The following is a 19,586-nucleotide window of genomic DNA, read 5'->3' as shown; positions in this document are numbered from 1 at the left end:
TCGGTCGCCCGGCCCGTCGGTCAGGACAGGCTGTGGCGCAGTGGTGTCAGCTGCTCGATGTCGTAGCGGGCCCGCAGCTCCCGGATCGCCGAGGCGTCCGGTGCGGCGTTGCCGTCGAGCAGTTCGAGGAGCTCCTCGAAGTACCGTTCGTGGTCGGGCGGGGGAGACGCCTGGAAGAACATCCGGGCCGGTTCCCCCGTGGGGTTGGCGAAGGCGTGCGGACAGCCGGGCGGTACGACGATGACCGTCCCCGGGGTCGCCCGGACGACCTGGCGGCCGTCGAGCGACTCCCAGCGTCGCCAGTCGTCGCCGGAACGGACGCGAGGCTCGAACGCCATCACGTCGAGTTCACCCTCCAGGACGTAGAACAGTTCTTCGCTCCGCGTGTGGAGGTGCGCCCCGACGTCGAATCCGGGCGGTACGACGACCTCGAAGCTGGAGGCGACCCGGGAGTCCTCGCCGGTGACCTTGAAGGTGACCTGCTGGGCGGCGGTGTGCAGGGTGCGACCGTGCCCCGGCGGCACCAGCAGCCCGTCCCGGGCCACGTGCGCCGTCATGACCAGGTCACCGGCAGCGCCTCGGGCCCGCGGATGAGCGCCCCCGGCCGCCAGCACAGTTCCTCCACCGGCACCGCGAACCGCGGGTCGGGGAAACGGTCCAGCAGCGCGTTCACGAGCAGTTCGGACTCCAGGCGGGCCAGCATGTTCCCGGGGCAGAAGTGCGGCCCGTAGCCGAAGGAGACGTGCGCGTTGGGCGTGCGGTCGAGCCGGATCTCGTCGGGGTCGGGGAAGACCTCCGGGTCCCGGTTCGCGGCGAGGTAGGAGACGTACACCGCCTCGCCCGCCCGGATGACCTGCCCGGCGACCTCGACGTCCTCCAGGGCGATCCGGGAGAGCCCGACCGAGTTGCGGTGGGGGATGTAACGCAGGAGTTCGTTGAGGGCCGTGGGCCGCAGGTCCGGCGCGGCCCGCAGCTTCTCCATCAGCTCCGGCCGGGTGAGGAGGATGAACATCATGTTGCCGACGTTGTTGGTGACGGCCTCGCCGCCGATCTGCAGGAGCAGGGCCACACCGACGGCCTCCTCCTCGGTGACCTCCCCGGCCTCGACCGCCCCGGCGAGCAGGCCGATGACGTCGCCGCCCTCACCGCCGGCGCCGGCGCCGGCGGGCGCGGCCCCGCGCACGGCCCGCAGCCGCTCGCCGAGGTAGTCGCACATCCGCGTCTTCGCCTGTTCGCTGCGCTCCACGCCGTGCGCGGAGGACAGGATCATGGCGGTCCACTCGTGGACCTCGGGCCGGTCCTCCTCCGGAATCCCCATGAGGTCGCAGACGACCGCGAGCGGGAACGGCGCGAGCAGCCGCCGCGTGAGGTCCGCGGGCGGCCCGTCGCGCAGCACCGCGTCGACGAGTCCGTCCAACGTCCGCTGCGCCTTGGCCCGCAGGCGCTCCACGCCGCTGGTGGTGAACGCGGCGGCGACGGTGCGGCGCAGTCGCGTGTGGTCGGGCGGGTCCTCGAAGCCGACCGCGCCGGGGGCCGGGATGAAGTGGGGGGCCAGACGGGTGACGTCGTGCTCCATGACGAGCTTGCGGCTGAACCGGGGGTCGTTGGCGACCATCCGCACGTCGTCGTAGCGGCACACCAGCCAGGCCCACCCGCTTCCGTTGGGCAGTTTGATCCGGGTGATCGGCCCCGCGCGCATCAGCTCGGTGAGGACGGGGTCGAAGTCGACCCCGGCCAGGTCCAGGGCGGGCCAGTGCGTGACGGGTGGCCTTGAGGCGTCGGGGCCGTCCTTCAGCATGGTTCGGATTCCTCCCTCACGGGGACGCCGGCTCCGAAACCCAGCTCCCGATTGAGATCTCGGCGGTGATGCCGGGTCCGAACCCGGCGAGCATGCCCTTCGCGGCATCGACCGTGCCGTTCTCGTCGAAGAGCCGACGCAGGGCGTCCAGGACCACCGCGCTTGCGATGTTGCCGTATTCCGTCAGTGTGGCCCGACTGAAGCGGAATGCTTCGGCAGGCACACCGAGGTACTTGCTGAGGTCGTCCAGGATGCGGGGGCCACCCGCGTGGATGATGTAGAAGTCCAGGGCCGAGGCGTCCCACCCATGCGCCTTGGCGAGGCGCTTGAGCGACGGGGCGAGCGGTTCCATCGTTCCCGGGACGCGCCGGTCGAGCTTGAAGTGGAACCCGGTGGCCTTGACGTCGTACATGATCCAGTCTTCCGTTTCCGGGATGATGTACGACCCGTTGCGGTGGAGGTCCATGCCCGTTCCGCCCCGGCCCCGGACCGCCGCGGCGCCGACGCCGTCGCCGAAGAGACCGTTGGAGAGCAGGTTGCCGACCTCCAGGTCGCTCGGCTGGTAACACAGCGAGCAGAACTCGCAGGAGACGATCAGGGCATTCGCGTCCGGGTACGCGGTGCAGAAGTCGTGCGCCCGGTTCACCGCCGCCCCGCCCGCCGCGCAGCCCAACTGGGCGATGGGGAGCTGTCTCGTATCGGTGCGGAAGCCCATCGAGTTGATCATCCAGGCGGTCAGCGACGGCATCAGGAAGCCGGTGCACGACACGAAGATGATCAGATCGATGTCCTGCGGACGCAGCTGGGCGTCTTCGAGGGCCGCCCGCACCACCGCCGGTACCCGGACCTTGGCCTCGGCCTCGTACACGGCGTTGCGCTGTTCGAGGCCGGGGTGTTTCAGGGTCTCCTCGATGGGACGCACGATGTGCCGCTTCGCGACGCCGGTATTCCGGATCAGTCGCAGGGCCAGGTCGAGCTGCGGGTGATCGGCGTGAACGGACCGGGCCAGTTCCAGGGTCTGCTCCATGGTGATCACGTGCTCCGGCACGTGCACCGTTGGCCTACACAGAGTCGCCACAGTCGGCTCTCCTTTCATTTCCCGACAAAGCCTCACGGACCCGCGCCGGTTCCGCGCGCCGGAATCATCCGCCGGTCACTGCGGCCGATCGGGTGACAGTGGCGGGCGCCGGCAGCGGAGCAAGCCGGGGCCGGGAAGGGATCGTCAGCCGGATTCCCGGCACATTCGCCTACCGGGAGTGACATCAAGGCTGGGAGAGAACCATGACGACAGACCCCGACGCGGCTCTCGGGAGACGTACGGACCCGGCTCCGGACGAGCCGGTGCACTGCTGGAAGCTGGAAGATCTCGAAGCCCTCGAATTCGACCCGTTCCTCCACGCTCGGCTGCTGGAGGACAAGGCCGCTCGGGTGCGGTTGCCGTTCGGTGAGGGCAGCGCCTGGCTGATGGCCCGCTACGCCGATGTCAAGGCGGCGACGACCGACCCGCGCTTCAGCAGGGAGGAACTGGTCGGGCGCGCGATCACCAGTTCCTCGCCGCACGCGATCGCCTCGCAGAAGGCGTCCCTGAACTACGCGGACCCGCCACGCCTGAACGACATGCGGCGCGTGGTGGCGCGGGCCTTCACCGGCAAGAGCATGCAGCGGCTGCGGCCGGCCGCGCAGGCCACCGTCGACCGGCTCCTGGACGAGATGGAACGTCACGGCTCGCCCGCCGACCTCGTCGAGCACCTGCACGGCCCCTTCCCCCTGGCGGCCGTCGCCGACCTCCTCGGGATGCCGCAGGACATGCGCGAGGGCATGACTTCCTGGGCGAACGTGATCATGACGCCCGGTCCGGCACCGGAGCGCAGCGCCGATGCCATGAAGACCGTCCGCGACAGCGTCGTCGCCCTCCTCGAGCTGCGCCGTGCCGAGCCGGCCGACGAGCGGGGCGACGACCTCGCGTCCGTCCTGGTGGAGGCCGCCGACGCGGGCGAGATCACCGAGGCGGAGGCCGTCTCCCTCGCCACCGCGATCCTGGTGAGCGGCGCCCACGCGGTGCGCAACAACAGCGCCAACATGATCTACGCCCTACTCACCCATTCGGAGCACATGGCCCGGCTCCGGGCCGAACCGGAACTGATCCCGCAGGCCGTCGACGAGCTGCTGCGCTACATCCCGCACCGCAGCGGCGTCGGCATCCCACGGGTCGCGACGAGGGACATCGAGATCGGCGGTGTCCTGATCCGCCGGGGCGAGGTCGTCTACTCCTCCTACCTCGCGGCCAACCGCGACCCGGCCGTCTTCCCGAACCCCGACGCGCTGGACTTCGACCGCGGCCCGATCGCGCACATGGCCTTCGGCAACGGCCCCCACCACTGCGTCGGCTCGATGCTGGCCCGGATGGAGTCCGAGGTCATGGTGGCCACCCTGCTCGACCGCTACCCGGAACTCGCGCTGGCGGTCCCGCCGGAGCAGATCGAATGGCAGCCGGGCGCCCTGATCCGCGGGCCCAAGACGCTGCCGGTGATCTGGTGATAGGCCGGATCGAGGTGGTCCGGGGCAACCCGGACCACATGGAGCTGGCGGCCCTGACCGCCGCCCTGGTCATCCTGGCGCGCAGCGCCCCGGCCCTCCACGAACATCACCACGGCCACCTCCACCACGGTCACCATCACCGCAGCCGCCGCGCCCACTGGGACCGCCACTGGCCGCTGGTCCACCCCGCGAACTCCTGGCGGGCCCGACCCCCGCTCCACAGAGCGGGACGGGAGGTCTGACGGGCGGCCCCGCACCGGCGCGGGCGGCCCTCGGGGGCACGGCCCGGGGGAGGCTCCGGGTTCGTCTCGGGGTCGGGCCGGGGCCGTCCCCGACGCGGGGGCCGGGCATCGGCCAAGATGATCAGTACATGATCAACGCCAAGCGGCCGGGGGCCGCATTCGTCGTGGGACCGCTCTGCATGACCGTCTACGGGCTCATCCGGCTCACCGACGACGTTCACGGCCCCGGCTTCATCTGGTCCACGAGCCACCTGGCCCTCCTTGCGGGCGTCCTCGCCTTCGTCCCGGTCTTCCTCGCGCTGCGGCGGGCGGCCGCGCACGGACTCGGCCCGGCCGGCCGGTGGTGCGCGGGCGCCGCGGCGGCGGCCGGACTGCTCGGGGTCGCGGCGGTGACGGCGCAGGCCGTGATCGACCTCGTCGTGGGTTTCCTGAGCGAGGACCGGGAAGCCATGAACGACCTCTTCGACCGCGTGCGGAGCCACCCCGGCGTCACGCCCGCCGTGTACACGTTCGGCCCGCTGCTCTTCTACGTCGCCCTCGTGCTGCTGACGACCTGGCTCGCGGCGCTGCGGCGGACCGGGGCCCGGCGCCCGGCGCTGATCGTGGCGGGCGTCGCGGTCTCGATGGTCAACCTCGATCTGCTGCCCCTGGGCGGCCTGCTCTTCCTACTGGCCTTGGCCCCCATGGGCCGGCCCGCCGCCGCCGGGGGATGACACGCCACCGTTCGGCCGATCCCGATCCTCTGCGACATATCAGGTCATAACGTAGCCGACATGAAGACTCGTCATATCCTTTACTGCGCGGGCGCGGCGGTGCTCTGCGCCACGGGGATCGGTGCCGCGGCGCCGGCCGCAGGACCCACCGTCCACCTCGTACGGCCCGGAGAGTCGGTCCAGCGGGCGGTGGACGCGGCGCGCCCGGGCGACACCGTCCTGCTGGCCGCCGGCACGTACCGAGAGAGCGTGCGGGTGGCCACCTCCAGGGTCACCCTGCGCGGCATGGGCCCGCGTACCGTCCTCGCACCGGCCGCCGCGAAGGCGGCCGACGCCTGTGCCCGGGCCGGCAACGGCATCTGCGTCGAGGGCGTGGACGGCCGTCCCGTGGAAGACGTCACGGTCGCCTCGCTCACCCTGTCCGGCTTCGCCAAGAACGGGCTCTGGGCCTCCCGCACCGACCACCTGACCGTACGGAACGTCATCGCCGAGAAGAACGGCCAGTGGGGCATCGCCCAGGAGCGCTCCACGCGCGGGGTCTTCAAGGGCAACACCGCACGCGGCAACGGCGACGCGGGCCTGTTCCTCGCCAACACCATCGCCACCGAAGCCGGGGCCACGGACACCCGGGGCACGGTGGTCGAGCACAACCACCTGCGGGACAACCGCATCGGCCTCACCGTACGCCGCCTCCGCAACCTCGGCGTCGGGCACAACGACATCACCGCGAACTGCGCCGGGGTGTTCGTCGTCGGAGACGAGAACCACCCGCGCGCCGGCGACCTGACCGTGCACGACAACCGGGTGGTCGCGAACAACAAACTCTGTCCGAAGACCGCGCGGCTGCCCTTCCTCCAGGGCAGCGGAATCGTGCTGACCGGCACCGAGGACACCCGGGTGACCGGGAACACGATCACGGACAACACCGGCTCCTCCCCGCTGTCCGGCGGCATCGTCCTCTTCAAGAGCTTCGTGGGCGCCACGAACGAACGGAACCAGATCACCGGCAACACGCTGCGCGGCAACGCCCCGGCGGACCTCGTCGACACCAGCGTCGGCCGGGACAACGTCTTCAAGGGCAACGCCTGCGCCGCCTCGAAGCCAACGGGACTGTGCTGACCTCCCGCCCGTCCCGCACGAACGAGAACAGGAAGGGCGGCACATGACGACCGCACGCACCACCGACCCGACCACGAGTCCGGCACCCCCGCCATCCATGCGGCTACGCGAGCTCGTCTTCGGGGCGGCGTGCACCGCCGCCCTCCGCGCGGCCGTCCGGCTGGGCGTTCCCGACGCCCTCGGGGACAGCCCGATGAGCGTGGCGGACCTCGCCGCCGCGGTGAAGACCGAGCCGAAGCCGCTGCGGCGGCTGCTGCGGGCGCTGTCCTGCTACGGCGTCTTCGCCGAGGAACCGGACGGGACCTTCGCGCACACCGGTACCTCCCGGCTGCTGCGCGAGGACGACCCGCACAGCCTGCGCGCCATCGCCCTGTGGTGCACGGAACCCTGGACCTGGGCCGCCTGGCCCAAGTTGGACGAAGCGGTGCGCACCAACCACAACGTCGTCGAGGACCTGTTCGGCAAGGAATTCTTCACGTACCTGAACGAGGACGCCCCCGAGTCGGCCGACGTCTTCAACCGGGCCATGACCACCTCCAGCCGGCAGTCGGCGCAGGAGGTGGCGGAGTTCCTGGACCTGTCGGGGGCCACGTCGGTCGCCGACATCGGCGGTGGCCAGGGGTACGTGGTGGCGAGCCTGCTGGAGAAGTACCCCGCGATGCGCGGCACCCTGCTCGACCTGCCGCGTGTGGTGGAGAACGCCGATCCGCGACTGCGGCCGGGAGGGGCGCTGGCAGACCGGATGCGCATCGTGCCCGGCGACTGCAGGGTTGACATCCCGGTGCAGGCCGACGTGTACATCATCAAGAACATCCTGGAGTGGGACGACGCCAGCACCGCGCGCACCCTGCGCAACGTGATCGGGGCCGGCGGCCCCCGGGCGAGGGTCGTGGTGATCGAGAACCTGGTGGACGACACCCCGTCCATGCGGTTCAGCACCGGCATGGACCTGCTGCTGCTCCTCAACGTCGGCGGAGCCAAGCACACGACCGAGAGCATGGTCGACAGGCTCACGGAGGCGGGCTTGGCCGTGAACGACATCCGTCCGGTCAACCCGTACCTGCACGCCTTCGACTGCACCGTGGCGCGCTGACCGCAGCCACTCGTTCATCTGTTCGATACCGGTCGCCGGGCCCGCGCACACGCGGGCCCGGCGACCGCGCGTGGTGGGCGCGACAGCGGCCCGACCGGCGGGAGCCGGGTCGCCGGCGCGGAGAGACGGTGGGAGGGTTTGGAGGAACGAGGCCGGTGGTCTGGGCCGGCACAGGGCGCCACGGAGTGAGCGGAAAGGGTTCGGACCATGAGCACGTCCGACGCGTTCCGGGCCGAGATCCACAGCACGGAGGCGGATCCGGCGACATCGGGCGGCCTGCTCGACGTCCTCAGCCTGGCCGCGGTGGTCCTGGACGACCGTGGCCGCATCGTGTTCTGGAGCCCCCAGGCGGAGGACCTGTTCGGCTACTCCGCCCCGGAGGCGCTCGGCCGGCCCGCGGCCCTGCTGCTGGTGGCGGAGGAGAACCGCGACCTGGTGGTCGAGCTGTTCACCCAGGTGATGAAGAGCGGCCGGCGCTGGGCCGGAAGCTTCCCCGTCCGGCACAAGGACGGCAGCACCCGCCTGGTGGAGTTCCGCAACATGCGCCTCCAGGACGACTTGGGGGACTTCTACGCCCTCGGCATCGCCACCGACCACCCCACCCTACGGCGCGTCGAGCGCGACCTGGCGCTCTCCCTGCGGCTGGTCGCCCAGTCGCCGATCGGCCTCGGCGTGACCGACGCCGACCTGCGGTACGTCCTGGTCAACCCGGCGCTGGAGCAGATCAACGGCCTGCCGGCCGCCGAACACCTCGGCCGGACCATCCGCGAGGCGCTGCCGTTCCTGGACGTGGAGACCATCGAGTCCTCCATGCGGGAGGTGCTCGCCACGGGGGTGCCGCTGCTGGACCAGTTCGTGGTCGGCCGCACCCCGGCCGACCCCGAGGACCGCGCCTGGTCCGTGTCCTACTACCGGCTGGACGATCCGGCCGGCCACCCCCTGGGCGTGGCCGTCTCCGTGGTCGACGTGACCGAGCAGCACCGGGCCGCCGCCGACGTCGCCCGCGCCCGCCGCCGCCTCGCGGTGGTGGCGGACGCCTCCGTACGCATCGGCACCACCCTCGACCTGAAGCAGACCGCCCGCGAACTGGCCGAGGTGTGCGTACCGCAACTGGCCGACGTCACCACGGTGGACATCCTCGACAGCGTCCTGCACGGCCGCCGCACCACCGGTGAGCCCGTCGGACCGGCCCGCTTCCGGGCCCTGGCGGTCGTCGCCGCCTACCCCACGGGAGCGGTGCAGGCCACCGACCAGACCGGCGAACTCGCCCAGTACGACACCGATCGCGTCGTCACCCACTGCGTGAACACCGGCCGCCCCGTCCTCGTGGCCCGGGTAACCGGCCAGGACCTGCGGCGGATCGCCCGGGACGACGACGCCGCCGCGCTGCTGGCCGCGGCCGGGGTGCACTCCTACCTGGCGGTCCCGCTGGTCGCCCGCGGCGAGGTGATCGGCGCCGTCGGCCTGATGCGCGCCCGCACCGCGGCCCCGTTCGACGAGGACGACGTCACCCTCGCGGTCGAACTGGCCGCGCGCGCGGCCGTCTGCGTCGACAACGCCCGACTGTTCCAGAACCAGCGGCACGCCGCCCTCACCCTCCAGCGCAACCTGCTGCCACACCAGCCGGCCAACCGGCTGGGCCTGGAGATCGCCCACCGCTACCAGCCGTCCGGGGCCACCAGCGAGATCGGCGGTGACTGGTTCGACGTCATCCCGCTGGCCGACGACAAGACCGCCCTGGTCATCGGCGACGTCATGGGCAGCGGCATCGCCGCCGCCGCCACCATGGGACAACTGCGCACCGCCACCCGGACCCTGACCCAGCTCGACCTCGACCCCTCCCGGGTCCTGCAGTACCTCGACGAGGCGGCGGCGGGCATGGAACACACCATCACCACCTGCGCCTACGCCGTCTACGACCCGTGGCGCGCCGAATGCCACATCTCCCTCGCCGGGCACCTGCCACCGGTCCTGATGCGCCCCGGACGGCTGCCGGAACTGCTCGACCTGCCCACCGGGGCCCCGCTCGGGGTCGGCGGCGTCCCCTTCCACACCACCCGGATCGCCCTCGCCCCCGACGACCAACTCGTCCTCTACACCGACGGGCTGGTGGAGACCCGCGACCAGTCCCTCGACGAGCGCCTCGACCTCCTGCTCAGCCTCCTCGCGGGCCCCCACCGGCCCCTGGAGGACACCTGCGACCTGCTGCTACGGGCCCTGCGCCGCCCCGGGGACCACGACGACGTGGCCCTGCTGGTGGCCCGGATGCTCCCGGTGGAGCCGGACCCGCGCTGAGCGACCGGGCACGTCGAGACGGCCGGCCTACGGGGCGGTCGTGAGCGGAAGTTCCCGCAGGGCGTGGAAGCGGAACGTGGTGGTCCAGGGCAGCTCGTCGGCGGGGCGGGCCGTGCGCAGCCCGGGGAACCGGTCGAGCACCGTGCGCAGCGCGAGGGTGATCTGGAGCCGGGCGAGCGGTGCGCCGAGGCAGTAGTGCATGCCCTGCCCGAGGGCGAGGTGGGCCGTGTCCGCGCGGTGGATGTCGAAGCGGTCGGGCTCCGGGTACCGGGCGGGATCCCGGTGCGCCGACGCCAGGCAGAGCAGCACCGTGTCCCCGGCGGGGATCACGACGCCGCCGAACTCGACCGGCTCGGTGGCGAACCGCCGGATCGTCGTCTGGATGGGCTGGGCGTGGCGCAGCAGTTCCTCGACGGCGGCGGGGAACAGGGCGGGCCGCTCGCGCAGTTCGGCCAGTTGCCCGGGGTGGGTGAGCAGGGTGAGCAGACCGTTGGCGATGACGTGCTGGACGTTCTCGCTGCCCGCCAAGAGGATCAGGAAGGCCAGTGAGACGAGTTCGTCCTCGGTGAGCCGGTCCCCCTCGTCGCGCGCCGCGATCAGGTCGGAGAGCATGTCGTCCCCCGGAGCGGCGCGGCGGTCGGCCACGAGATCGACGAGGAACCGGTGGATCCGGCCGATCGCGTCCACCAGTTCCGCGTGCCCGCGCGGCGCGAGCATGGCGGTGACCCAGCCGGAGAACCGGTCCTGGTCGACGTGCGGCACGCCCAGCAGCGAGCCGATCACCCGCAGTGGGAGCGGTGTGGCGAAGGCGGCGACGGCGTCCGCCTCACCACGGGCGTCCATCGCCCGCGCCACGTCCGACAGGAGGCCGTCCACGATGTCCTGCACGCTGCCCCGCAACTGCTCGACCCGGCGCGGGGTGAAGCCGTGGGACACGAGTCGGCGCAGTCGCCGGTGATCGTCCGGATCGATGTTCAGCAGGTTGCGGTCGAGTGCCGAGGGCAGCGAGAAGCCGGTGTAACCCGTGGTCGAGTGCCGTTTGTCGACGGACAGGCGGGGGTCGGCGAGCCCTTCCCGTACGTCCGCCTCGTGGGTCACCAGCCACACCGGGGAGCCGTCGGGCAGGGCGACCCGGTGGACCGATCCCTTCTCGCGCAGCCGCCGGTACACGGCATGGGGATCCGACGCGAACGCCTCGTCGAAGGGCCGGGGCAGCGGCGCCCCGTCCGTGAGCGGGCCGTCGGGCGTGTGCCGCGTCATGCGTTCTCCTCGGGTGCCGCCGGCGTGGCGGGTCGGGTCCTCGTACCGTCGATCTTGGCAGCCGGCGCCGCGAAGTCGCGCGCCGGCCAAGGTTCTTCGGCCGGTATCCGCCCTACTGCGTGGCGCTTCGGCTCCCTACTATTCCGATGCGATCCGCAACCCGCTCCGCCACACGGGTCGGATGTCCCCCCCCCATCAGGCAAGGCCACCGACAACCGATCGGAGCATCATGCCCGGTGTCTTATTCGTGGGCGGTGCGACCGCCGCGCTCCTCGCCGGCTCAGCGCTGGTCCCGGCCGCTCCCACCCCCTTCACCCCGCCGCCCGACAAGATCGTGATCGACGTCGCGTCCGTCAACGGCTCCGGTTGCCCGCTCGGCACCGCCGCGGTCGCCCTCGCCCCCGACCACACCGCCTTCACCGTCACCTACAGCCAGTACCTGGCGCAGGTGGGCATCGGCTCCCAGCCCACCGACTTCCGCAAGAACTGCCAGATCAACCTGATCGTCCACGTCCCGCAGGGCTACTCCTACGCCGTCGCGAGCGCCGACTACCGCGGCTACGCGCATCTGGAGCGCGGCGCGCGAGCGACGCAGAAGGCGTCCTACTACTTCCAGGGATCGCCCGACACGGCGACCCGCACCCACACCTTCAACGGCGCGTTCGACAACGACTGGCAGGTCACGGACTCCACCGACTGGGACCAACTGGTGTGGGCGCCGTGCGGGGTGCAGCGCAACTTCAACATCAACACCGAACTGCGCGTCGGCGCGGGCACCTCGGACCCGGCGAAGACCAACAGCTTCGTCGCCATGGACTCCGCCGACGGTGACATCCGGACCGTGTACCACTTCGCCTGGAAGACCTGCCCGGGGCGCTGAGCCCCATCGCCCGCCCGCCGACCCGCGCCGGCTCCGGTGCGGCGCCGCTAACGACCACGGCGGCGCCGCAGCCGGAGACCGACGGCGGTCCCGGCGAGGGCCGTCACCGCGACGCCGGCCGTCGTCCACCACCAGCCGTTCCCGTCGCCCGAGGCGTCGGCCGCGGATGTGGTCGGCGCCGGCGTGGGGGCGGTCGGCGCGGGGGCGGTCGGCGCGGGGAGGGTCGGAGAGGGGGTGGTCGGAGAGGGGGCCGGGCCGGTCGGCGCGGGGCCCGGGTCGACCACCGGTACGGCGACCTCCCGTTCGCCGTGCCCCAGGGCCGGGAAGCCCACGTCGACGGAGACCTTCCAGGTGCCGGGCGGCAGGCTTTCGGCCGTGGTCCACCCCGCGCCGCCACCGGTATCGCGGACCAGCCGCCAGGGCCCCGCGGTGTGGGAGCCGTCCGGGCTCGTCGCGTTCACCGTGGCGGCGACCGCCTCGTCCACGGCGTCCCCGTCGTTTTCCCAGGTGACGTCCGTGGTGAGGTGGCCGTCCCGCTGGCCCGTGATCACGACCTTGACGGTGTCACCGTGCGCCTGCGCGGCCGTGGGGGCCGCCAGCGCCCGGGTGAGGGCCAGGGCCAGGAAGCCGGCGGCGGTCAGGGCCTGGAAGGAGTGTCGTCTGCGTCGCATCGTCGTGGTGCTCCCATTGCGGTGGGTGTGGAGAGGAGGAAAGGGGGGAGCGGTGGAGCGGGAACGGCCGTCCCCGCTCCACCGCTCGGGGCCGGATCAGCCCGCCTTCTGGACCGTCCAGACCTGCGTCGCGCGGCCGTCCGCGCGCTGGAGGTCGAGCAGCCAGTCCCCGTAGTAGGGCCGGTTGCTCACGGTCAGGGCGTAGCCGCCGGACGGGTCGGCGACGGTCACCGCGCCCCCGCGCGAGGACACCCGCCAGTTCTGCGCGGCGTTGTTCCCGCAGGGCTGCTGCGCGACCCACACGCCGGCGGCCGGGGTACTGCCGGCCTGGAGGCACTTGCCGGAGGCCGCGGAGCGGATGCGTACGAGTCCGCCGCCCGCGTCGTCGAAGTACCACTGCTGCGGCGCGTAACCGTTGGCCCGTGCCCCGACGAGGACCGTGCCGTCGGCGGTGCGGCCGCCCCAGAGCTCGGCGGCCATGCCGGTGCTGCCGTTGCCGAGCGTGTAGCGGCTGCCGGGGGTGGTGGCGCCGCCGCCGGCGCCCACCGTACGGAAGGACGTGGTGCGGCCGGGGCCGCTGTCACGGCCGGAGCCGTCGCGGACCGACACGGCGACCTTGTAGTCCGTTCCGGGCTGGAGGTTGTAGATGCGCAGGACCTGGGACTGCGTCCAGGTCAGGTGCTTGCCGTTCAGCAGCACCTGGTACCAGACCGCGCCGTCCACCTTGGGCCAGCTGACGACGACCGAGTCCGCCTTGAGCTGACCGGCCGTCACCGTCGGTCCGCCGGTGGGGTTCTTGGTCGGCTTGGGGCTGGGGGTCGGCGTCGGGGTCGGCTTCGGGTTCGGGTTCGGGTCGGTGCCGCCGCCCGTGCGCATCAGGAACTGGTTGTCGGCGATGTTCCAGTGCGTGGCGAGATAACTGCCCGGCTTGGGGTTGGTGTGGAAGTAGTCGTCGTGGTTGCAGTCCAGGATGTTCTCGGCGGCCTGGTTGGAGCAGACGTAGCGCATCTGCGGGTAGTACGGGGTGTCCGAGTAGCACATGACGTCGTACTCGTCCGTGCAGTGCGCGCCCCGGCTGGTGTTCGGCGCGCTGTTGTTGACCGCTCCGAGGTTGTGGCCGAGTTCGTGCGCGGCGGTGTGACCGCCCCAGCAACCGGAGTCGGTACGGCCGTACGAGGGGCCGAAGTTGCTCAGGTTGTCCTGGCCGTGCCGCTCGTCGCCGTTGAAGGTGCCTATGCCGCAGTAGACCTGGGTGTCGGCGAAGATCATGTACTTGCGGTCGCGCCGGTCGAGGCCCTTGCCGGCGAGCGCGTTGTTGGTCGCGCTGAACTCCGAAAGGGCGGACGCGGGGAGCTCGATGTTCAGCACCGTCGGGGTGCAGTCGGCGGCCGTGACGTAGCGGATGTGCCGGACGCCACCGGTTTCCTGGGCGCTCGTCGAGTAGATCAGGTCGGCGTCGGCCGCCCACTTGCGGAACGAGGCGACGTACTCGGAGTACCGGTCGCGGTCGGGGCCGTGTACGTAGACGACCTGGACCCGGTTGCCGGTGCTGCCGTCGCCGTCGCACGGGACGGTCTGACCCGCCGGGCCCGCGGCGACGGCCTGGTCGCCGGACGACGGCGTGGGCGCCGGGGCGGCGGCCGCCTTCGCGGTGCGCGCGTCGGCGGCGGGCGCGTCCTGAGGACGCCCGTCACCTCCGGTGCTCGCGGGGGCGCCGGCCTCGGGATGGGCCGGATCGGCCGCGGCGGCCTTCGTCTTGACGGCCGGGGGTATCTCGGCCTTGATGTCGACGCCCTTGGGCGGCGCGTCGGGGCCGTGGGTGCACTGCCCCGCCTCCGTGCGGTAGACGCCGACGCAGCGGTCGCCCTTGGGCGCGGCCTTGAGGCCGTCGTAGACCATGCCGCGCGTGTCCTCGTTGGCGGGCGCGCCCGAGAGGGGCGCCGGTTCCTGGTCCCTGGCCGGTGCGGCGGCCGGCGCGAACGCCTGGGGGAGCGCTTCGGCCTGTGCGGGTTGGGCTGCCTGGGCACCGTCGCCCAGTCCGGAGTAGGCGAGTCCCCCCGCGATCACCGCCGCCGTGGCCATGGCGGCGGTGACGAGTATCAACCGCCGGGGTTTGCGCCGGTGTTCGGCTCGTCTGCGATGTCTGGTCATGCGCACCTCAACTCGTGGTCGGAAGAGTGGGTGCGCGGAAGCCTGCCAGACGAGCCGCCTGAAGAATTCGGACAAACGGGAAAGGGGGCTGGGATATCGGACCGTTACCTACTCGGCCGTATTTGATGAACCATCACATTCCTTGCGCCACAAGGAATTTACGCGCGTCAACCCGCATTGGTCCAGGCCATTTACCGGTATCTCGTTATCCAATCGAGATATCGGGTGCCGGGTTGTTGACGGTAATTCAGTCAGCCATTCATCTATTTATCACCAGCCGAATTCCCCCCGTCACAAGCGGTGAGTCCGCCGGACCCGTCAGGTCAGGGGTCGCAGACGCGAAAAGGCGTGGACCGCCACCGGTGGTGTGGAAGACGCCTCCCGGGCGGCGGCGAGGGCACTGCCCGCCCGCCAGGCCCGCCAATCCAGGTTCCAGTCGCCGAAGCCGTTCCCGAACGGCGTCATCTTCTCGCCGCCGCTGTTCACCACCTCCACGACGTCCCCCTCGCGCACCGTCGCGAAGAACCAGGCGGCGTCCGCGGTGCTCATGCCGGTACAGCCGTGGCTGACGTTCTCCTCGCCCTGCGCCTCGACCGACCACGGCGCCGCGTGCACGTACTCGCCGCTCCACGTCACCCGCGTCGCGTAGCGCACCGGCATGTCGTAGAACTCGCTGGTACCGCGCTTGATGCCCACGGAGTCGCCCCGCATCCGGACCTCCAACTCCTTTCCCAGCACCACCTTGACTCCCGCCCGGGTGCGGAACCCTTCCTTGCCGGTGGTGACCGGGATGGTCCGGATGACCCGCCCGTTGCGGCGTACGGTCATCTCGTGCGCGGCCGAGTCGGTGACCGCCTCGATCCGGTCGCCGATGGTGAGGTCCAGCCCGTCCGAGGGGCCGCCGTACGCGTGGCCGCCGACCTCGACCCCGTCCAGGCCGCTGCGGACGTGCACCACGGCGTGGGCCGGCCAGTAGGCGCGCGGCCGGTAGTGCAGCGTCGAGTCGTCGACCCAGTGCCACGCGCCCTCCACCGCCGGCTCCGACGTCACTTGGAGCGCCTGCTCCACCCGGGCGCGGGCCGTGCGGTCGTCGGCCGGCACGGGGCGGCTGAGCGAGGCCGTCACGATCTGACCCGCGCCGTACGTCCCCTCCTTCGGCCCGAACTCCACCGTGAGCCGGTCGTCGTCCTTCGGCGGCGCGGTGCGGAACGCCATCGTCACGCCGACCGGTGTGCCCACCGAGTCCTGGGCACCGACGCGCACGGTGTACTCCTCACCGGCCCGCAGCGGTTCGGTGTTGGCCCAACGCCGGCTCCGCGGGTCCAACGCGCCGCCCACATAGCGCCCGTGGCGGTCGTGGACGGTGACATCCGTCAGCCTCCCCGATTCGGCGACCGCGATCTCCAGCGGCCCGTCGGCGTCCGTGGGCAGGGCCACCGTGGGCGCCGAGACCGATCCGGCCGGGCCGCCCAGGACCGACCCGGCGCCCCATGCCGTCGCCAACACCCGCTGCTGACGCCGGCCGTCGCAGAGCCCGGCCCGGCCGGCCCGGGAAGCCCCCGCCACCGTGCACCGAACGGTGACGCCGTCGCGCCCCTCGTCGAGGGCGCGGCTGACCAGCAGCGTGACCGCCGCCTCAGCGCCCTCCGCGGCGAGCCGCGAGGCATCCGAGCCCACCGGGCGGCCCGGCGCCGCCGCCACCACCAGCGCCGCGCCGGCGACCGCGGCGGCCGCGCCCCACCACCTGTTTCGTCCTGCCCCGTGTGCCGATGTCATCGCCACGCAGCCTTCCCGGATCGCCCACGGCCCGATGAGACCAGCAAAACGATGGAACGCCTTGATGATGATCATCCACTCGGGTGGTACGGCCGAACGGGCACGCAAGACAACCCGCACGGAGCAAGCCCGGCGGAGCCGGTGGTAGCTTCCGGCCATGGAACAGCGCATCAGCCTGATCACCCTCGGTGTCACGGACCTGGCCCGTTCCCGGGCGTTCTACGAGAGCCTCGGCTGGCGGGGACAGGAGACCGCGGAAACCGTCTTCTTCCAGGCGGGCGGCCTCGCCCTGGTCCTGTGGGGCCGCGCCGAGTTGGCGCTCGACTCCGGGATCGAGGACACCGGCCCGAGGGGTTTCGGCGGGATCGTCCTCGCGCACAACGTGCGCGACCGCGCCGAGGTCGACGCGCTGGTCGCGGCGGCGCGGGACGCCGGGGCCACCGTGACCAGCCCGCCGGCGACGACGTTCTACGGTGGCTACGCGGGCACCTTCACCGACCCCGACGGCCACCCCTGGGAGATCGCGCACAACCCGGGCTTCACCCTCGTCGACGACGGCACCCTCATCCTCCCGGACTTCGGGGCGGCATAGGGACGCTCGGCGAGACGGCCCGGGCGTCGGTGCGGCAGGTCGGGAGCGCGCGTGGCCGGCCGGCACGCCGACGTGCCCGTCCGCCGCCGGCGCGGGGCGGGGCGGTCAGTCCTGGGGCCGGGCCACCGCCGTGAGGCCGTAGCCCAGTTCGGCGCCGTCGACGAGCAGCGCCTCGACGGTGCCGCTGACGGGATCGATATCCGCCTCCATGCCGTCGCCCGCATACCTCGGGTACCCCGACGCGCCCGTCTCGCCCGTCGGTCGGACGACGGCGGAACGCACGGGGCCACCGGCCGGGGATGCCTCGCCGGGGTTCTCGGCGTTGGTGGGGACGAGCAGGATCTCGAAGGGCTGCGACGACGTGTTCATGGGACGACGTTATCCAGGCGGGACGGTTCAGCGGGGGAGCGGCGCCGCCGAGAGGCCGGACGTGTGGAGGGCGCGGAGCATGGCCGGGAGGTCCCGGGCGGGGTCGTCGGCGACCAGGGCTTCCAGGGCTTCCGGCGTCAGACGGTAGCCCTCCGCGGCGTCGAGGAGGTCCGCCGCCGTGACGCCCTCCACCGGCCCGTCGGTGTCGACGAGCAGATCGAGGACCTGCTCGCGGTCCAGGAAACGGCTCATCCCGCAGTCCAGGCCGTCGTCGGGAAGGCCGCCCGGGTACGGCGCGCGGGCCCAGGAGCCGTTCTCGTACCAGTAGACGCAGCCCAGTTCCCAGCCTTGGAGCAGGTCGCGCAGCTTCTCGTACGGGAGCCAGTCCGGGGCTCCCGCCAGCATGTCGATGGCGGGCTCGTGCCATTTGACGTCGCTCGACTCGTCCTCGCCGTAGAGCACGTAGCGGCCTTCGCCCCCGCGGGACAAGGTCCACCAGGTGCAGCCGGCGTCGTCGAGGTGCAGGCCGGTGCCGCCGACCCAGTGACCCGTGCGGTGCACGCCGCGGCCCTCGTCCTCGGTGGTCGCCTCCAGGACGGCGAGCAAGGCCCAACGCGACCACAGCAGTTCCGGAGCGGGCAGGTCACCGGGCTGCCCCGGTCGGTGGACCGTCATGGTCTGTCCTTGTTCTTCCTGGCGGGACGGGCGGGCGTACGCGTCGGATCGTATCGCCCGCCCCTGACACTCCCGCCGGGCCCTCAACGGGACGTCGGCACCGCCACGTGTTCCAGCACCGAGCGGACCTCCGCGGTGATCGCCCGCTCGTTGTGCTCGAACTCGGGGCCGGTCAGCAGCCGGGGATCGGCCGGCAGTCCGGTCAGGACCGGGGTGTGCAGATGGCCGCCGGGCATCGCCGGGGCGAGCTCGACGCGCAGCCGGTTGGACCGGTAGGCCACCTCGTTGGAGAGGTAGCCGCCCCCGCCGCCCGCCACCGCCCGGGAGCCGGGAGTGGGGCCGTCGGCCCGGTCCACCGGCGCCGTGGCGCCCGCCGGGATCTCGGTGACCTCCGTGTTGCGGAGGACGGGGTACGGCGCCTGGACGGCGCCCGTCACGGCGTCGGTGGGCAGCGTGGTGCCGATGAACTCGGCGCCCGGGCCGAGGCCGGGGGCGGTCACGGGGTGTTCGCGGGTGCCGCCCGAGAGGGCGCCGGTGTTGTCGGGGTACGGGTCCGCCGAGCGGGCCCGGCCGGCCCACGCCTCCAGGGTGAAGATGCCCGGATAGCCCTGGCTGACGGTGGTGATGACGTCCGCCGACGCGGGGCCGCCGGTCAGCCGCGGGGCGAAGGCCCGCTCCACGATCCCGGCGTCGAAGTCGGCGTAGCGTACGGGCAGGACGACGGCGCGGACCTCGGCGAGGCTGCCGTCGGCGAGGGTGAGGCGCCGGCCGCTCAGTTGGAGGACGGCCGAGCCGGACGGGTTAGCCCGGCGCGGCTCGGCGTCGAGCCCGAACGGGTCGAAGCCGCTGATGAAGACCCGCCGTACGCCGGGGCCGGCCCGGAACGCGTTGTCGGTGAGACCGCGCGAGGCGTCCTCGAACCGGCCGCGCAGCGCGGGGCGGTCCACGGGGAAGCCCGGGTCCCAGCGCGACAGTTGGGCGGTCATCGCCAGCCGGGTCCAGTACAGCGGCCGGTCGTCGGCCGCCGGCAGGTCTCCGCCGGGCCGCCGGCCCTGGGCCCGGAGTACGGCGGACTGCCACAGGGCCTCGCCCCAGCCGTCGAGCAGCCGGCCGGCTTCGGCGGGGCCGCGCACCCCGCACAGCGCGGCGGGAAAGCGTCGGACGAAGTCCCCGAAACCGCCGCCCTCGACGAGCGCCGTCGCGCGGGCGTCCGCGAGCCGGGCCTGCTCGGCGTCGAGGGGGACGGTGAGGGAGGTACCGCAGGCGGCGCCGTCGGCGGCCTGCGCGGGGGCGGCGACCGCGATCGGGAGGAGGGCGCACAGAAGGGACGCGGCGGACACCGCGCGCCGTAAGAGGATCATGGGATGTGACATTACACAGCCGTGGCCGCCCCAACCAGAGCCTCTCCGGCCAC

The 19,586-nt window shown here is 72.4% G+C and carries 18 protein-coding genes; 8 read left to right on the top strand and 10 right to left on the bottom strand.

Annotated elements, in window-relative coordinates; genetic code table 11:
* Positions 1 to 20: 20 nt before the first annotated feature.
* The 3 genes from ACFVXJ_RS02850 to ACFVXJ_RS02840 are packed head-to-tail and all read right to left on the bottom strand — an operon-like array spanning position 21 to position 2,876.
* Positions 21 to 557 carry a cupin domain-containing protein gene (locus ACFVXJ_RS02850; RefSeq protein ID WP_389657524.1) on the bottom strand — a complete coding sequence of 179 codons (537 nt, stop codon included), beginning with the start codon at positions 555 to 557 and terminating at the stop codon, positions 21 to 23.
* Positions 554 to 1,798 (bottom strand): cytochrome P450, encoded by a 1,245-nt coding sequence (locus ACFVXJ_RS02845; protein ID WP_389657521.1) that lies wholly within the window; start codon positions 1,796 to 1,798, stop codon positions 554 to 556. The genes ACFVXJ_RS02850 and ACFVXJ_RS02845 overlap by 4 nt, the downstream gene beginning before the upstream one ends.
* A 16-nt stretch (positions 1,799 to 1,814) precedes the next feature.
* On the bottom strand, positions 1,815 to 2,876 hold the full coding sequence (locus ACFVXJ_RS02840) for a type III polyketide synthase (RefSeq protein WP_389657518.1): 1,062 nt from the start codon (positions 2,874 to 2,876) through the stop codon (positions 1,815 to 1,817).
* 203 nt (positions 2,877 to 3,079) lie between these two features.
* Here ACFVXJ_RS02840 and ACFVXJ_RS02835 point away from each other — a divergent pair, with 203 nt between their 5' ends.
* From ACFVXJ_RS02835 to ACFVXJ_RS02810, 6 genes are all read left to right on the top strand, one after another.
* Complete coding sequence (locus ACFVXJ_RS02835; protein WP_389657515.1) at positions 3,080 to 4,336, top strand: cytochrome P450; 1,257 nt, start codon at positions 3,080 to 3,082, stop codon at positions 4,334 to 4,336.
* The gene (locus ACFVXJ_RS02830) at positions 4,333 to 4,578 is read left to right on the top strand and encodes an acyl-CoA carboxylase epsilon subunit (protein ID WP_389657511.1); all 246 of its coding nucleotides are present in this window, start codon (positions 4,333 to 4,335) and stop codon (positions 4,576 to 4,578) included. The genes ACFVXJ_RS02835 and ACFVXJ_RS02830 overlap by 4 nt, the downstream gene beginning before the upstream one ends.
* 128 nt (positions 4,579 to 4,706) lie before the next feature.
* The gene (locus ACFVXJ_RS02825; protein ID WP_389657508.1) at positions 4,707 to 5,291 is read left to right on the top strand and encodes a hypothetical protein; all 585 of its coding nucleotides are present in this window, start codon (positions 4,707 to 4,709) and stop codon (positions 5,289 to 5,291) included.
* 60 nt (positions 5,292 to 5,351) lie between these two features.
* Positions 5,352 to 6,410, top strand: a complete 1,059-nt coding sequence (locus ACFVXJ_RS02820; protein ID WP_389657505.1) for a nitrous oxide reductase family maturation protein NosD — start codon at positions 5,352 to 5,354, stop codon at positions 6,408 to 6,410.
* A 43-nt stretch (positions 6,411 to 6,453) separates the two neighbouring features.
* Positions 6,454 to 7,503, top strand: a complete 1,050-nt coding sequence (locus tag ACFVXJ_RS02815; RefSeq protein WP_389657502.1) for a methyltransferase — start codon at positions 6,454 to 6,456, stop codon at positions 7,501 to 7,503.
* A gap of 207 nt (positions 7,504 to 7,710) precedes the next feature.
* Positions 7,711 to 9,798, top strand: coding sequence for a SpoIIE family protein phosphatase (locus tag ACFVXJ_RS02810; RefSeq protein WP_389657499.1), 2,088 nt, complete (start codon positions 7,711 to 7,713; stop codon positions 9,796 to 9,798).
* A 27-nt stretch (positions 9,799 to 9,825) separates the two neighbouring features.
* On the opposite strand, the gene ACFVXJ_RS02805 is transcribed toward ACFVXJ_RS02810, so the two are convergent.
* On the bottom strand, positions 9,826 to 11,058 hold the full coding sequence (locus ACFVXJ_RS02805; protein ID WP_389657496.1) for a cytochrome P450: 1,233 nt from the start codon (positions 11,056 to 11,058) through the stop codon (positions 9,826 to 9,828).
* A 229-nt stretch (positions 11,059 to 11,287) separates the two neighbouring features.
* On the opposite strand from ACFVXJ_RS02805, the gene ACFVXJ_RS02800 reads away from it, so the two are divergent.
* Entirely contained in the window at positions 11,288 to 11,938 is a 651-nt protein-coding gene (locus ACFVXJ_RS02800) for a DUF4360 domain-containing protein (RefSeq protein WP_389657493.1), read from the top strand.
* 47 nt (positions 11,939 to 11,985) lie between these two features.
* On the opposite strand, the gene ACFVXJ_RS02795 is transcribed toward ACFVXJ_RS02800, so the two are convergent.
* The 3 genes from ACFVXJ_RS02795 to ACFVXJ_RS02785 form a co-directional block, all read right to left on the bottom strand.
* A complete protein-coding gene (locus ACFVXJ_RS02795) occupies positions 11,986 to 12,609 on the bottom strand; it encodes a hypothetical protein (protein WP_389657490.1) in 624 nt (207 codons plus the stop codon).
* Positions 12,610 to 12,705: 96 nt separating this feature from the next.
* Positions 12,706 to 14,760, bottom strand: a complete 2,055-nt coding sequence (locus ACFVXJ_RS02790) for an RICIN domain-containing protein (protein WP_389657487.1) — start codon at positions 14,758 to 14,760, stop codon at positions 12,706 to 12,708.
* 318 nt (positions 14,761 to 15,078) lie between these two features.
* The gene (locus ACFVXJ_RS02785; RefSeq protein ID WP_389657484.1) at positions 15,079 to 16,536 is read right to left on the bottom strand and encodes an Ig-like domain-containing protein; all 1,458 of its coding nucleotides are present in this window, start codon (positions 16,534 to 16,536) and stop codon (positions 15,079 to 15,081) included.
* A gap of 157 nt (positions 16,537 to 16,693) precedes the next feature.
* On the opposite strand from ACFVXJ_RS02785, the gene ACFVXJ_RS02780 reads away from it, so the two are divergent.
* Complete coding sequence (locus tag ACFVXJ_RS02780) at positions 16,694 to 17,128, top strand: VOC family protein (RefSeq protein ID WP_389657481.1); 435 nt, start codon at positions 16,694 to 16,696, stop codon at positions 17,126 to 17,128.
* Between the two features lie 105 nt (positions 17,129 to 17,233).
* Here ACFVXJ_RS02780 and ACFVXJ_RS02775 read toward each other — a convergent pair whose 3' ends face one another.
* The 3 genes from ACFVXJ_RS02775 to ACFVXJ_RS02765 form a co-directional block, all read right to left on the bottom strand.
* Positions 17,234 to 17,497 (bottom strand): hypothetical protein, encoded by a 264-nt coding sequence (locus ACFVXJ_RS02775; RefSeq protein ID WP_389657478.1) that lies wholly within the window; start codon positions 17,495 to 17,497, stop codon positions 17,234 to 17,236.
* Positions 17,498 to 17,524: 27 nt separating this feature from the next.
* Positions 17,525 to 18,172: a hypothetical protein gene (locus ACFVXJ_RS02770; RefSeq protein WP_389657475.1), complete on the bottom strand. Its 648-nt coding sequence runs from the start codon at positions 18,170 to 18,172 to the stop codon at positions 17,525 to 17,527.
* Positions 18,173 to 18,255: 83 nt separating this feature from the next.
* Positions 18,256 to 19,533 (bottom strand): pyroglutamyl peptidase, encoded by a 1,278-nt coding sequence (locus ACFVXJ_RS02765; RefSeq protein ID WP_389657473.1) that lies wholly within the window; start codon positions 19,531 to 19,533, stop codon positions 18,256 to 18,258.
* Positions 19,534 to 19,586: the final 53 nt, after the last annotated feature.

This window comes from Streptomyces sp. NPDC058279, from assembly GCF_042881255.1.
Classification (GTDB): domain Bacteria; phylum Actinomycetota; class Actinomycetes; order Streptomycetales; family Streptomycetaceae; genus Streptomyces.
Note: the sequence above shows the minus strand (reverse complement) of the source record. Positions and strands in the feature narration are given on the sequence as shown.